This is a genomic window from Terrimonas pollutisoli (genome assembly GCF_029360765.1).
In the GTDB taxonomy this organism is placed as follows: domain Bacteria; phylum Bacteroidota; class Bacteroidia; order Chitinophagales; family Chitinophagaceae; genus Terrimonas_B; species Terrimonas_B pollutisoli.
Map to the genome: position 1 here is coordinate 23,937 of NZ_JARKNA010000003.1, position 13,578 is coordinate 37,514.

A 13,578-nucleotide genomic window follows, 5' to 3' on the forward strand; every position below is an offset into this window, starting at 1 on the left:
TCTAACACTCCCAATATGTAATTTATTACAGTTGATTTTGTCAACTCAATTTTTTATGGTGGTTTTGCCGAGGGTGTTCACCTCTTCCCATACCGAACAGAGAAGTTAAGTCCCTCATGGCCCATGGTACTGCACAACAATGCGGGAGAGTAGGTAGCTGCCATATTTATTAAAAAAGCCTTTCAGATTTATTTCTGAGAGGCTTTTTTGTTTTACAATATCTCCATTCTTTTGTTTGTTGAAATAGATTTGCAGCATGAAAAGTTTATGTCTTATAGTTTTGTGCTTCTTCAATTTGTCTTTTGCCGGATATCCAGAGTTAAAAAAGATTCAGATCAACGGAACTGCGCAGGGAACTACCTATCATATCACTTACTATGCGCAGGATAGTTTTATTATAAAAAAGCAAATAGACAGCGTTTTAAATAAAATCGATAGCTCACTTTCACTGTACAAATCTTACTCACTGGTTAATCAGTTTAATCAATCCGCCAGCGGAATAACAGCTGATCAACATTTAATGAAGGTGGTAACAAAAGCCCTTGAAGTTTACAGGAAGACAAAAGGTTTGTTTGACATTACCGTATTCCCGTTGACGGATGCCTGGGGCTTTGGGCCGCAAAAAAGAAGCTCTTTGCCTGATTCAGCCGCGATAAAAAAGATTCTGCCTTGCGTCGATTCCCGTTTGTTGTATAAAAAGAAAAATAGAATTGTAAAAAGAAAATCGTGTGTTCAGTTAGATCCCAATGGCATAGCGCAAGGATATAGCGTGGATGTTCTTGCTGATTTTTTTGAACGGCAGGGAGTCAGAAATTATATTATAGAATTAGGTGGCGAAATAAGAATAGGTGGCCGAAAACCTGGTAATGAAAAAATGTCAATTGGTATTGAAGCTCCTGGTGATGATGCCGATTTTACCATGATTGAAAAAATTGTATACCTCGATCATGGAGCAATTACTACTTCCGGCAACTACCGGCGATATTATGAAAGTAATGGTAAGAAAATTACCCATCTTTTAAATCCGAAGACTGGTTATACGCTGCAAAATGAGATGATCAGTGCTACAGTATATGCGAAAGATGCCATGACGGCCGATGCATATGATAATGCGCTGATGGTAATGGGGCTTGAAAAAGCATTGGCTTTTGTTGACAAGAAAAAAGACCTGGCTGCTCATTTCATTTACAGAACAACAGATGGAAAAGTTGCGGATACGATGAGTAAACGATTTGGGCATCTTTTGACTCCATAAAAGGTAGTATCCTTTATTGATCAATAATTGCCTGATTATATTTTGCTTTGATTTAATTGAGGATTCCCGACCTTTGCCCATCTTCAATCAATGACCAGAACAGAAAGAATAATTGTATTCATATTAGCAGGGCTTAATTTTACGCATATCCTGGACTTTATGATCATGATGCCATTGGGTAATTACCTGATGCCATATTTTGATATTAACCCAAAGCAGTTTAGTTTTTTAGTTAGTGCGTATTCTATAAGTGCTGCTGTATCGGGATTTGCTGCTGCTTTTATCGTGGACCAGTTTGACAGGAAGAAAATCCTGGTATTATCATATATTGGCTTTCTCCTTGGAACACTGGCCTGCGGTTTTTCTCCAACCTATAATTTTTTGTTTGCATCAAGGATCTTAGCGGGAATTTTTGGAGGTGTTATTGGTGCCCAGGTATTTTCAATCATTGCAGATCTTTTTACGTATGAAAGAAGAGGCGCTGCTATGGGATCAGTGATGAGCGCATTTGCCATTGCTTCCATTCTGGGAGTACCTTTTTCATTGTATCTCACTAATCTTTTTCAAGATGATTGGCATATTCCTTTTTTGCTGGTTGGTGGTGTTGGTATCGCTTTGGTACCGCTGCTCATAAAGTTTATTCCACCAATGAAGGATCATATACAGCGGTCAGAAAAGAAGGAGCAGCCAATGATGATATTGGGAACAGTTTTGCAAACTCCTGCTCAGCGTTCCGCATTACTCTTCTCCTGCCTGTTGATGATGGGGCATTTCCTGATCATTCCTTTTATCAATCCTTATCTTGAATTCAACAAAGGATTTTCAAAAGATCTTACTCCAATGATTTATTTGGTAGGAGGTATTGCTTCTTTGGTTGCCGCTATATATTTAGGACGTATTGCTGATAAAAAAGGTAAACTGCCAGTCTTTAGCATTTCTGTCTTCTTTTCTTTGTTTATGGTAATAATAATTACCCGAATGCCGACAGTTCCTTTTACGGTCGTTCTGATATTTTTTGCCATCTGGTTTGTGGTAGCAACGGGCCGGGCGGTGACGGCACAGGCGATGATCAGCGAAGTGGTAAAGCCTGAGCAGCGGGGCAGCTTTATGAGTTTTAATGGAAGTGTTCAGCAATTGGGTACCAGCATCGCATCGATGGTTGCAGGATTTATCGTATTAAAAGACAAGGCGGGAAAAATACAACATTACGAATGGCTGGGTTATATAAGTATACTTGTCTTGGTCGCAAGCCTGTTATTAGGACGTTATCTCTTCTCCGGTATGGATAAAAAGGATGCAATCATTCAGCCAGATAGTATAATCGACAGGTAAAAGTCCTATTGCCACTGCTTTTTTGGGTCTGCTACTAAATTTTTTGTTTTGATGTACGTTATTCATCAACAAGTCCAATTGCTATGAGAAATATACTTTTACTGTTACTACTTACTGCCACTCTTTTTGGTTGCCAATCCAAATCAGCGTTCGATTATAGTCAACGAATTGTTCAAATGGAAACTGAACTTTCATCCGCCATTGCCATTGCTGATGAAAAGGCGGGAACATTTTTGGACAATAACCAGACTGACAGTGCCATCCTGGTAAGTCAGCACATGGAGGAGTTGGCCGATAACAAGCTGAAAGAAATTCAAAAGCTGGAGGCTCCTAATGTGGAGGAAGGAGAAAATTTTAAAAAAGCCGCTGTTCAATATTTCGTTTACCTGAAGGCAGTTTATTCCTCGTTTAAAAAATTTACAATGGCCTCGGACGAAGCGGAAAAGGAGAATGAACGTCAAAAGCTGGCCCGCATGGTGGGTCAAAAAGACCAGGTGACAAAAGAATTGCAGGAAGCCCAACAAAAATTTGCCAAAGCCAACAATTTCCGGATCGAAAAAGTAAAAGGAGTGAGTAGTTTATAATTGACTTACTGGTCATTTAATCCGGTATACAGGATAGCGCATATTCACAGGTTCAAAGTAAGAAGAGTTTTGATAAACGAAATTTAATTGAGCCGAACCACTTTTTGCAAAACTTGTATCAGCCAATCTTTTTTGTTCCAGCTTTGTCTTCAGTTCTGGATTTGTTTTTAAATATTCGGCAGCTATATCTTCAAATGCATAAGCCGAGTAGCCTTCTTTTTGTCCAAGTATCGCATCAAAATAATTCCAGGCGAAATAAGAATCTTCCATTTGCGGCTCCAGAGTTTCAATTAAGAACCGGTTCGCTTCCTGGTTCATAGGAATATAATAATCGCCTTTGCGAAAATTCATTTTTTGCATCTGGCTGCTGATCTTCACTTCACTGTTCGGATGATGCATTTCATACTGACGGGCTGCGGTTTTATAATCCTCAATACGATACACTTCTACTTCAATCGTTGTATCCTTTTTCAACTGTAGCATCTCTACCTTGCTCAACTTTAGGAGGTCGATGACTCTCCACCAACCCTGCGGAATGATGTAGGCTTTTGGTTTCTGAATAAATTCTTTCGGCTCATAATAATTATAAAAAGGAACCTGCATTTCATAGGGTTTGCCGCGGTCATAATATAAACGAGGATGTCCTGAAACTTCACTTGGTTTGTATCCTGCCGTATATCCCTTGTAGCCGATGGTTGTAAATTTTGATTTATCAAGTTTCCAATTCAAAGGAAATTGTGCCTGCGTTTTTACCGCTTGTTTCGCCTGCTCTCTTGTTTGTTTGATGATAATGCTGTTCTTGCTGGTAAAATCAATAAAGCATTGCATCAATGCATAGGTTGCTTTCACCCGTTGATCGTAGGGTTTCAACATGTGTGTTTCAGGAACGAACGCAAATGTATTCCACAGAGAAGCATAGCCGCTTCCATAGCGGGGACTATCCCAAAACTGCGACCAGCCTTTATCTGGTGTTTCGCCCCATACATTTACATAAGGAACCAGGTCATACTTCTTTTCTTTCATCAAGGAGTAAAGGGCAGGTTCAAATAGCTTATTGATAAATTCACCCATTACGCCGCCTAACTTATTATGTTGCGATGTAAGCAAAGTCATTATATGCTGGTAATCGGCGCCATTGCTTACATGGTTGTCCACAAAAACATCCGGATCAGTTAGATGAAATATTTCGGTGAAAGCCCTCGCATCCTTTGAGTCGCATTTGATAAAATCGCGGTTGAGGTCCAGGTTCTGGGAGTTACCTCTAAATCCTTTTTCCACCGGGCCATTTTGATCAATCCGATAATTAACGCTGCGGTTAAGACAACCACCGATGTTATAAACCGGGATGATTGCTAAAACAATATTGTCCGGAATTTTATATTTATTAGTTACGATGTCCCTCACCATAAGCATGCTTGCATCGATGCCATCTGGCTCACCCGGATGAATACCATTGTTGATGAGGATGATTCGTTTATTATTTTTCCGGATGTTGGTGAAGTTGTTATCACCGTTATTGGAAACAACAATAAGGTGGAGTGGAAAGCCGGCGTCCGTCATTCCCATGGTAAACAGTTTCACTTTACCCGATCTCTCATCCAGTCTTTTCCACCAATCGATTATTTCATTGTAAACAGGAGTTTCTTTACCACCGGATAATTCAAATTTTGTAGTGATGTTTTGAGAATACGATACAATTACGGGGAGTATAGAAGCCAGCAGCAATATTTTTCGCATAATACAATTTAAAGCGATAAATATAAAGCATTCTATGAGCCTACTTCTTCCGCTGCTACAAAAACAAAAAGGCATCCGCAACAGCGAATGCCTTTCAAACTATTTTGGGATAACTTACTTAGCCAATTTTTCAGCCGCTACTTTTTTAGCCAATTTGCTTTTAAGGTTAGCCGCTTTTTTCTTATGGATTACACCACGTTTTGCCAATTTATCAATCATACTGGCAACAGAAGGAAATTGTTCTCCTGCTTCTTTCCCACTGGCAGCTTTCAGATCGCGGATAGCATTACGGGTTGTTTTTCCGTAATATTTATTTCTTTCGCGGCGTTTAGCAGCCTGACGTACATCTTTCTTTGTTGCTTTGTGATTAGCCATTCCTATCAATTTTAAGGAGGGCAAAGGTAAGGCTGAGACTTTTATCAGCCAAATATTATAAGGTTTATTCTGAAAAAGCAGAAAGGAGATAAACAGACCCTGATTTGGCAAACAGTTGTTTGTGTCATGACGCTGAAAGTGGAGGGCATCGCAAACGGATTATCAGTTTTTTAAACGATATTTGTCAGCCCTTAAAATTCACTATCAAATCTGCCTCAGATGAAGGATTTTTCTTATATAACTAATTCATCCCCTGCGTTTATTGAAAATATGTATTTGGAGTTTGTAAAGAACCCCAATAGTGTCGATCCTGAAATGAAGAAATTTTTTGAGGGATTTGACTTTGCAGTGGATAGCGGTGCGGTGAAAACCAACGGTAATGGAGCTGCCGTGAAATCTTCTGATGTGGCTCCAGCGGAAGGATTGATCAGTAGTCTTGGCTGGAGAAAAGAGTTAGGAGCCTACCGGATGATCCTGGGTTACCGCAATAAAGGCCACCTGATAGCCAAAACAAATCCTATCCGGGCCCGCAAGGACCGTGACGCCAATCTCACCCTTGCCTTTTTTGGTTTGGAAGAGGCTGACTTGGACAAAACTTTCCAGGTGGGTGAGAGAATTGGGTTAGGCGCCACTTCGCTAAAGAATATCTGGGATCATTTAGAAAAAGTATATGCAGGACATGTCGGTATTGAATTTAAATATATCAGCAACCAGAAAAAAGTGAATTGGCTGGCTGAGGAAATGGAGCGGAAGTTTTCTGACCCCGTTCCGCTGGAAAAGAAAAAACGCATTCTGGAAAAGCTGAATCAGGGCGTGATGTTTGAAAAATTTTTGCATACCAAATATGTGGGGCAAAAAAGATTTTCATTGGAAGGAGGAGAGACTACCATTGCGGCTTTGGATGCTATTATCAATACAGCTGCGGATCATGATGTACAGGAAGTGGTAATCGGCATGGCACATCGCGGACGATTGAATATACTGGCAAATATCATGGGTAAGACCTATGAGCAGATCTTTAGCGAGTTTGAAGGCACAGCCAAGGTTGATCAAACCATGGGAAGCGGTGATGTGAAATACCATATGGGTTTTGGAAGTGAAGTAAAAACGGTGAACGACAAAACGATCCACCTGAAATTGATGCCGAATCCTTCGCACCTGGAAGCTGTAGACCCGGTAGTGATTGGTTTTGCAAGAGCCAAGGCTGATGTATTATATGAAAGTAATTATGATAAAATACTTCCTATCCTTATCCATGGTGATGCGTCCGTAGCAGGCCAGGGAATTGTATATGAAGTAACACAAATGAGTAACCTTGGGGGTTATTATGTGGGAGGAACGATCCATTTTGTAATTAACAACCAAATTGGATTTACAACTGACTTTGACGAAGCAAGAAGCTCTGATTATTGTACTTCATTGGCGGCAGCTATACAGGCTCCGGTCTTTCATGTGAACGGTGATGATCCCGAAGCTGTACTAAAGTGTGCTGAAATTGCGACACGTTATCGCCAGGAGTTTAATAGTGATGTCTTCATTGATATGGTGTGTTATCGTCGCCATGGTCACAACGAGGGGGATGATCCAAAATTTACACAACCGCATTTATATGCCCTGATCGATAAGCATGCTAATCCAAGAGAAGTGTATGTAAAATACTTATTGGATCATGGTGAGGCAGATGCCCAGGAATTGGCAAAGCAAATGGAGAAAAAATTCTGGGATGATTTGCAGGAACGTTTGGATGAAGTAAAACAAAAACCCTTGCCTTATCATTATCAACAGCCGGAGATCTGGTGGAAAAACCTGCGAAAAGCAACGGATCAGGATTTTGATAAGTCACCTGTGACCGCCATCAGTTCAGAGGTTTTTGATAAAGTGTTTGATGCCATGATGAAATGGCCTGATACATTTAAACCATTACGAAAAGTAGAAAAGATTATACAGGATAAAGTAAAATTGTTTGAAACAGAAGGGAAGCTTGATTGGGCTACTGGTGAATTGTTGGCATATGGAAGTTTGTTGGTAGATGAAAAAGACGTGAGAATGAGTGGCCAGGATATTCGCCGGGGTACATTTTCACATCGTCATGCGGTGCTTCGTGATGAAAATACGGATGAAGCCTACAACAGGTTGGACAGGATAGAAGGTGCAAAGGGAAAATACCGCATTTTCAATTCGCTATTGAGTGAATATGGGGTGTTGGGTTTTGAGTATGGCTATAGTCTTGCTAATCCAAATGCATTGGTTATTTGGGAAGCCCAGTTTGGTGATTTTGTCAATGGAGCTCAAACCATGATTGATCAGTTCATATCAGCGGGTGAGCAAAAATGGAACCGGATGAATGGCCTCACGATGTTGTTGCCGCACGGCTATGAAGGACAGGGTCCGGAGCATAGCAGTGCAAGACTGGAAAGATTTTTACAAGCCTGCGCAGAATTGAATATGGTGATCACCAATATCACGACAGCGGCTAATTTTTTCCATGCCTTAAGAAGACAACAGGCATGGCCTTTCCGTAAACCATTGATCAATTTCTCACCGAAGGCTAATCTTCGCCATCCCGGTAGCTACTCTGCCAAAGAAGAGTTTTTAAGCGGTAGTTTTAAAGAAGTGCTTGATGATCCTTTTGCTGATAGTAATGCAGTGAAGAAAGTATTATTCTGTTCAGGTAAAATTTATTTTGACCTGGCAGAGCGGCAACAAAAAGAAAATAAAAAAGACGTTGCTATTATCAGGGTAGAACAATTGTATCCATTGCCGGTAAAGCAATTAGAAGAGTTATATAAAAAATACAACCGTGCTACCTGGTTCTGGGTACAGGAAGAGCCACTGAATATGGGAGCTGCTTCATTCCTGCAAATGAACCTGAAGACGATCAACTATGGAGTGATCAGCCGTCAGCCAAGTGCATCAACGGCGACAGGATACGCCAAGGTGCACAAACAGGAGCAGGAAGAAATAATTGAAACTGCATTTTCTATATAACATGAATATAAAAAGATGTTTGATCATCACTAAAACCCAACCAAAACCCGAACTACAAAATAGAAACAAATAATATGATCGATATAAAAGTACCAACAGTAGGAGAGTCTATCAGTGAGGTCACCTTATTAAAATGGACCAAAAAAGACGGGGATTATGTTGATAGGGATGAAGTGATTGCAGAGCTCGAAAGTGAGAAAGCTACATTTGAAGTAAATGCAGAAAAAGCCGGTGTGTTGAAAACTGCCGCACACGAAGGTGATACGTTAAAAATTGGCGATCTGCTGGCGAGTATTGATGAAGCAGCAACGAAGCCGGAAGCGGGAAGTCAGAAGTCAGAAGTGAAAAGTGAGAAGCCTGAAGTATCTTCGAATGGAACTGGTGTAAAGAAGGAAACTGTCGCTCAGACGACGCTTCCACACCCCCCTTCAGGGGATGGGGGCTTAAAAGCTACGCCAGTCGCTTCCGCTATTATTGCTGATAAAAAAGTAGATCCAAAAACCGTTACTCCTTCTGGCTTCCAGGGAAAAATCCTGAAGGATGATGTATTAGCTGCCTTGAGTAGCCCCGGCAAGAAAGCATTTGCAGGTACTGAATTATATAGCCGGAATGTACGCACAGAAAAAATGAGCAATCTCCGTAAAACAATTTCAAGGAGATTGGTAGAAGCAAAAAACACAACGGCGATGCTTACCACTTTTAATGAAGTGGATATGAGCCGTATCATGGAGATTCGTACCAAATACAAGGACAAGTTTAAAGAGATACATGGAGTTGGTCTTGGCTTTATGAGCTTCTTTGCAAAGGCCTGTGCGGTGGCTTTGGCTGAGTGGCCTTCCGTGAATGCTTATATTGATGGCGACCAGTTAATTTATCATGACTATGCTGATATCAGTATTGCAGTAAGTACACCAAGAGGGTTGACGGTGCCGGTAATGCGAAATGTTGAAAGCATGAGCATGGCTGACGTAGAAAGGAAAGTAATTGAACTCGCCGGTAAAGCAAGAGATAGCAAATTGACAGCCGAAGAATTGACCGGAGGAACCTTCACTATCACCAATGGCGGTGTATTTGGTTCTTTGATGAGTACGCCTATTATTAACATCCCACAAAGTGCCATCCTGGGTATGCACAAGATCCAGGAGCGGCCGATGGCGATCAACGGCCAGGTGGTTATCAAACCGATGATGTATCTCGCATTAAGTTATGATCACCGAATTATCGATGGTCGTGAATCTGTAAGCTTCCTGGTGAGAGTAAAAGAATTGCTGGAGAATCCCGAACAGTTACTAGTCGGGAAAGACCCGGTGAAGACTTTGCTGGAAGTATAACAGCCATCGTCCCCAAAAAAATGCAGAAGCGATTGCGGTAAAACCACAATCGCTTTTTTAGTGTCATTGGCAACTGTTTTCGCTGAATATGTGCGTAGAAAGATTTCTGCATTTAAGAAAAAAATCGGAAATTTTCAATTGATTACGACTACATACAGGCAGTATTTGAAATCGCACAATCCATTCCTCAGCTTACCGGGATTTATCTTTTAGTTCTGCCGTTTCCTTAAAAAACAATTGGTTGGTTAACCTACTTTGTGAGAATGAGTAATTGTTTATTCACTAAAAAATTATTTCTTATGGAACTATTAGTGCATAACGACCTTAAGGTTAGAGAAATGTATGAAGCCTTTAACCGCGGCGACATTGAAGCCATTATTGCGAAAATGCACCCCAAGGTGGATTTTAAGGTGATGGGGGCGCCAGATATCCCGTATGCTGGCCAGTACAAAGGAACCAATGAAGTGCGGCGTTTTTTTTCTGAAATGGCCAAACACATTGAATATTCGGAAATGGAGCCCGATCATTTCTTTGAAAAATCATCCAATGGAAAAGATCTTGTAGTGGTTACCGGCAATGCTAAAGGAAGGGTATTGAAAACAGGAAAGACAACAGAATCTCCCTGGTGCATGATTTTTGAATTTGATGATGAAGGCAGGATTACCCGGTTCAGGGATATATATGATACCCTGAATGAGGCTAAGGCGTTTAAATAACCTTTTTACACAATCAGTCATGTAAAACAATGCTGAAAACGGTGTGCAGCAAGCACACCGTTTTTGCAATGGACGTTCGATCAGGAAAATGTTGTTGATTGTTAAGGGCTGGCACTTTTACCGATATCCGCCATCTGGCTCACCTGAACACCACTGTTGTATCGCTGAGAGCTCATGATGGAAGAAAGCCTTTGCCAACTATCTCAACTATATTTTAGCCGTCACAAAAAGCATTGGTAAAAGATGGAAGTCGGTTAGCTTCCTGGTAAGAATAAAAGAATTGCAGGGGAATCCCGAACACTTATTGATAGGGAAAGATCCCGTTAAGACTTTTTAGAAGTGTAATTTTTTATATAAGAGAATTAGAAGTTTAAAAGCGGCTGTGGATTCACAGCCGCTTTTTTTTATGCCTTTAATCCATATTTGTCAACAATCGGTTGTCGCTGGTCTGGATACACGACAATGCCAAATTTTGTATTCAATGCCTCAATACGTTTGGCGATACCGGGATCGGCAGGAGTTAGTTTTTGCTCTACCATATCCCGCCTGATATTATTAAATAGCTCCTCCAAAAAATCTTCAAAATTTTGGTTGAAAAACATGTCGAAAAATATAAGCGGCTCATCATAGGCATTCCAAAATGTGTGTATAACATTACGTGGCCTGATATGCCAGCCACCGGTTTTTACTTCATGCACTTCATCACCCACCATGACAGATGCAATACCTTTTTGCACAAACATTATTTCATCCAACTCTTTATGAAGATGTGGTGAGGGGCCCATTTGTTTTGGCATCACCAGTACTTCGGCACAGGCAAACTGGTTGCTGGTTTGTGTTGATCTTACCCTGATACGCATATTCAAACCTCCGGGGAGCTTCGAGTGGCTTATCTTCCGGAGGTATATTTAATGGCTTGCAGGGGATGATGGTTTTTGTATTAGCTGTTGTTTGTGTTTTTGCTTCCGTTGAGCTGTCCTTGCAGGACGATAATCCCAATAAAGAAGTGCCCATTGTTACGGCCAGCATTTGTTGCAGAGCTTCCCTACGGTTAGTTGTGGTGATTGTATGGTTCATATATTGAAGTTTTTCAGCGAGAATTATTTTTCCAAATAATAGAATGAAAAAGGCCCGAAAATTTATACCTAAGCAAGACTATTTCCCGCATCTACCTGCTTTAGGACAATCTTTCCCCAATCACCGTATTGGAAAGCTGATCGTGAAAGAACTTTTTTGAATAAGAATAGGCGATGACCTGGGCGATGATATAAAGAATCAGTAAAATGCCATTGCCAAAACTTGTAAAGGCACTGATGATCCACTTGATGATATTTCGGACAAAGGCTTTTCCAAAACTTAAGGGATTGCCGGCATTATCAGTGATCTGGAGTTTCATTATTCGCTTGCCGGGAGTACCTCTCCACCGTGAAGATTCCATAAATGCGCAAATAACTATTTGGGCAAAAGCAATCAGAATATAATAGAAAACAATTTCCATCAGTTTATCCTGCTGAGCTCCATAACCCGTATCGTAATAGTAATAATCCGACTGCGCCATTGCACTATTCAAAACCAATAAGTAAAAAAGAATATACAACGGTATTCCAATTATCAATACGTCGAGCAAGGAGGCAGCAACTCTTTTCCAAAATACCTTCCATAAATAATTTTTTCTCCAATCGATTTCAAGGCTTGACTTGATCGGAGCAGTTTGCGCCTGTGATTTGACTTCTCCTGGTGATTGACCGAGGTTAAGTTCGTTGATGGCTTTGTAAATATCATCAACAACAGAAGTCAATGCATCATCTTCGCTGTTCCAAAATTGTTTATCATTCAGCGGATGCTGATTTTTGGGTAACAGGGGCAGATTGGCGAATGGAGTTGCTTTCCACATGCAATTCCTGGCGAGTATGGGCAACAGCGTTGTCTTTCGGCTGTTGTGATTGGCAATTACTTTTTTTAGCCGCTCGTAACATTCATCATTGTTCAATAGGTCGACGCTTACAAATACCAATACGATGTCGGAAGTAAATAATTGTTCTCTGTATTCATGAATATTTTCTCCGGCGCCTATTTTAAAGTCGCCTTTTATTGCTATCGGGATAGTGGTATTGAAACGAATGGTCGAAAGATGTTTATCAATAGACCGGCAGATATTCTCATCTTCCGGCGCTGATAAAAAATATACGTCAATATGGCTTTTACGTTGAGATGTCGGCTTTTCCTCTTTTATGGGTTGTGGTTCTGGCTGAGGGGGCAAAGGTTCCTTTGCAGATTCTGGAGGATGGGGTTTCGGCTGTTGCTGGCTTGTTGAAGCGGCCGCTATTGGCGGAGATATTTTTTTGGTAAGCTGAAAAATGTTTTCGCCGACTGTAATAAAATCTGATTCGCTGATAAACTCTTTGTCAATTTTTTTATTGTTGACAAAGGTGCCGGTTGCGGATCCAAGATCGGCGACTAAGAAGTTGTTATCTCCCACTTTCGATACCTGGCAGTGTCGCGGAGATACACCGGGATCAGTGAATACTACATCGTTTCCAGCATCGCTGCCCACAAATACAGTATACTTTTGATTGAGCAGTTCAAGAATGGTAGACATGATAAACCCTTTTTAAGTTTTAAAAAAATAGGGCCATTGATATACTACAATCAGGAGCTTTTTTGAATTATTTCTTAAGTATCAATGAATCGATCAGTACCCGGATACCCGAAGCGATATCGGTGAATGCATCGTCCTTATCAGTAAAATCGGTGACGGGCCGGGCTCCCCTTGGAAGGGCCTGGAGTTTTGCATAAGGCATATCTTTCCATTCGCATTTTCTCAGAATTACCGGCACCACTCTTGCAGTGCCTTGTTCATGCCTTTGCATTGCATGCGCCAATTCTTCTTTCCAGATATATTCTGAGTTATTAAAGTCTGCGCTGATAAGCAATAAGATTATGTCAGCGCTTTGCATTTCTTTTTTTATTCCGCTGTCCCATTCTTCTCCGGCTATAAGTTTGCGGTCATTCCAAACCTCAATTTTCCCTGATCGTTTTAACATTACCAAGTGCTTGTCCAAATCATTCTTCATTTTTTCATCTTCATGAGAATAGGAAATGAACAACCGGAGTTTGGCAGTGCTATCTACAGTCATACTTTAAATTACAAAATAAAGCATATATGAAATTCAATTTCCATGTGATTTTTTGTTGTTGCCTCGGATGGCTTGTGCCGAAAGTTTATGTTTTAAAAACTATTAAGCCGAAATTTGATCCTT

At 40.7% G+C, this 13,578-nt stretch carries 12 protein-coding genes and 1 rRNA gene; 7 read left to right on the forward strand and 6 right to left on the reverse strand.

Translation table 11 applies throughout. The features are described from left to right. The first annotated feature begins 54 nt into the window (after window positions 1-54). The 4 genes from rrf to P2W73_RS06675 all read left to right on the forward strand — a co-directional run bounded on the left by rrf (window position 55) and on the right by P2W73_RS06675 (window position 3,171). Window positions 55-166: ribosomal RNA gene (rrf, locus tag P2W73_RS06660) — 5S ribosomal RNA — on the forward strand. Window positions 167-256: 90 nt separating this feature from the next. Continuing rightward, window positions 257-1,255: an FAD:protein FMN transferase gene (locus P2W73_RS06665; protein ID WP_276501224.1), complete on the forward strand. Its 999-nt coding sequence runs from the start codon at window positions 257-259 to the stop codon at window positions 1,253-1,255. 90 nt (window positions 1,256-1,345) lie between these two features. Further along, window positions 1,346-2,587 (forward strand): MFS transporter, encoded by a 1,242-nt coding sequence (locus P2W73_RS06670; protein ID WP_276501225.1) that lies wholly within the window; start codon window positions 1,346-1,348, stop codon window positions 2,585-2,587. 83 nt (window positions 2,588-2,670) lie between these two features. Next, window positions 2,671-3,171: a hypothetical protein gene (locus P2W73_RS06675; protein WP_276501226.1), complete on the forward strand. Its 501-nt coding sequence runs from the start codon at window positions 2,671-2,673 to the stop codon at window positions 3,169-3,171. Window positions 3,172-3,183: 12 nt separating this feature from the next. Here the strand turns inward: P2W73_RS06675 and P2W73_RS06680 are convergent, their stop codons facing one another. After that, a complete protein-coding gene (locus P2W73_RS06680; protein WP_276501227.1) occupies window positions 3,184-4,908 on the reverse strand; it encodes a M14 family metallopeptidase in 1,725 nt (574 codons plus the stop codon). A 114-nt stretch (window positions 4,909-5,022) separates the two neighbouring features. Beyond that, complete coding sequence (gene rpsT / locus P2W73_RS06685; RefSeq protein ID WP_276501228.1) at window positions 5,023-5,283, reverse strand: 30S ribosomal protein S20; 261 nt, start codon at window positions 5,281-5,283, stop codon at window positions 5,023-5,025. Between the two features lie 219 nt (window positions 5,284-5,502). Between rpsT and P2W73_RS06690 the strand changes: the two genes are divergently transcribed. The 3 genes from P2W73_RS06690 (at window position 5,503) to P2W73_RS06700 (ending at window position 10,318) form a co-directional block, all read left to right on the forward strand. Next, on the forward strand, window positions 5,503-8,271 hold the full coding sequence (locus P2W73_RS06690; protein WP_276501229.1) for a 2-oxoglutarate dehydrogenase E1 component: 2,769 nt from the start codon (window positions 5,503-5,505) through the stop codon (window positions 8,269-8,271). A gap of 74 nt (window positions 8,272-8,345) precedes the next feature. Next, entirely contained in the window at window positions 8,346-9,602 is a 1,257-nt protein-coding gene (gene odhB / locus P2W73_RS06695) for a 2-oxoglutarate dehydrogenase complex dihydrolipoyllysine-residue succinyltransferase (protein ID WP_276501230.1), read from the forward strand. Window positions 9,603-9,901: 299 nt separating this feature from the next. Beyond that, complete coding sequence (locus P2W73_RS06700; protein WP_276501231.1) at window positions 9,902-10,318, forward strand: nuclear transport factor 2 family protein; 417 nt, start codon at window positions 9,902-9,904, stop codon at window positions 10,316-10,318. Window positions 10,319-10,722: 404 nt separating this feature from the next. Here P2W73_RS06700 and P2W73_RS06705 read toward each other — a convergent pair whose 3' ends face one another. The 4 genes from P2W73_RS06705 to P2W73_RS06720 form a co-directional block, all read right to left on the reverse strand. Further along, the gene (locus P2W73_RS06705) at window positions 10,723-11,115 is read right to left on the reverse strand and encodes a cupin domain-containing protein (RefSeq protein WP_276501232.1); all 393 of its coding nucleotides are present in this window, start codon (window positions 11,113-11,115) and stop codon (window positions 10,723-10,725) included. After that, the gene (locus tag P2W73_RS06710; RefSeq protein WP_276501233.1) at window positions 11,078-11,395 is read right to left on the reverse strand and encodes a hypothetical protein; all 318 of its coding nucleotides are present in this window, start codon (window positions 11,393-11,395) and stop codon (window positions 11,078-11,080) included. The genes P2W73_RS06705 and P2W73_RS06710 overlap by 38 nt, the downstream gene beginning before the upstream one ends. 100 nt (window positions 11,396-11,495) lie before the next feature. Continuing rightward, window positions 11,496-12,917: an RDD family protein gene (locus P2W73_RS06715; RefSeq protein WP_276501234.1), complete on the reverse strand. Its 1,422-nt coding sequence runs from the start codon at window positions 12,915-12,917 to the stop codon at window positions 11,496-11,498. 67 nt (window positions 12,918-12,984) lie between these two features. Next, window positions 12,985-13,455, reverse strand: a complete 471-nt coding sequence (locus P2W73_RS06720) for a toll/interleukin-1 receptor domain-containing protein (RefSeq protein WP_276501235.1) — start codon at window positions 13,453-13,455, stop codon at window positions 12,985-12,987. Between the last annotated feature and the right edge of the window lie 123 nt (window positions 13,456-13,578).

What these genes read in the sequence shown, in the direction of transcription:
- P2W73_RS06665 (WP_276501224.1), top strand. Translation starts at nt 257, where the DNA reads ATGAAAAGTTTATGTCTTATAGTTTTGTGCTTCTTCAATTTGTCTTTT.
- P2W73_RS06670 (WP_276501225.1), top strand. Translation starts at nt 1,346, where the DNA reads ATGACCAGAACAGAAAGAATAATTGTATTCATATTAGCAGGGCTTAAT.
- P2W73_RS06675 (WP_276501226.1), top strand. Translation starts at nt 2,671, where the DNA reads ATGAGAAATATACTTTTACTGTTACTACTTACTGCCACTCTTTTTGGT.
- P2W73_RS06680 (WP_276501227.1), bottom strand. Translation starts at nt 4,908, where the DNA reads ATGCGAAAAATATTGCTGCTGGCTTCTATACTCCCCGTAATTGTATCG.
- rpsT (WP_276501228.1), bottom strand. Translation starts at nt 5,283, where the DNA reads ATGGCTAATCACAAAGCAACAAAGAAAGATGTACGTCAGGCTGCTAAA.
- P2W73_RS06690 (WP_276501229.1), top strand. Translation starts at nt 5,503, where the DNA reads ATGAAGGATTTTTCTTATATAACTAATTCATCCCCTGCGTTTATTGAA.
- odhB (WP_276501230.1), top strand. Translation starts at nt 8,346, where the DNA reads ATGATCGATATAAAAGTACCAACAGTAGGAGAGTCTATCAGTGAGGTC.
- P2W73_RS06700 (WP_276501231.1), top strand. Translation starts at nt 9,902, where the DNA reads ATGGAACTATTAGTGCATAACGACCTTAAGGTTAGAGAAATGTATGAA.
- P2W73_RS06705 (WP_276501232.1), bottom strand. Translation starts at nt 11,115, where the DNA reads ATGCCAAAACAAATGGGCCCCTCACCACATCTTCATAAAGAGTTGGAT.
- P2W73_RS06710 (WP_276501233.1), bottom strand. Translation starts at nt 11,395, where the DNA reads ATGAACCATACAATCACCACAACTAACCGTAGGGAAGCTCTGCAACAA.
- P2W73_RS06715 (WP_276501234.1), bottom strand. Translation starts at nt 12,917, where the DNA reads ATGTCTACCATTCTTGAACTGCTCAATCAAAAGTATACTGTATTTGTG.
- P2W73_RS06720 (WP_276501235.1), bottom strand. Translation starts at nt 13,455, where the DNA reads ATGACTGTAGATAGCACTGCCAAACTCCGGTTGTTCATTTCCTATTCT.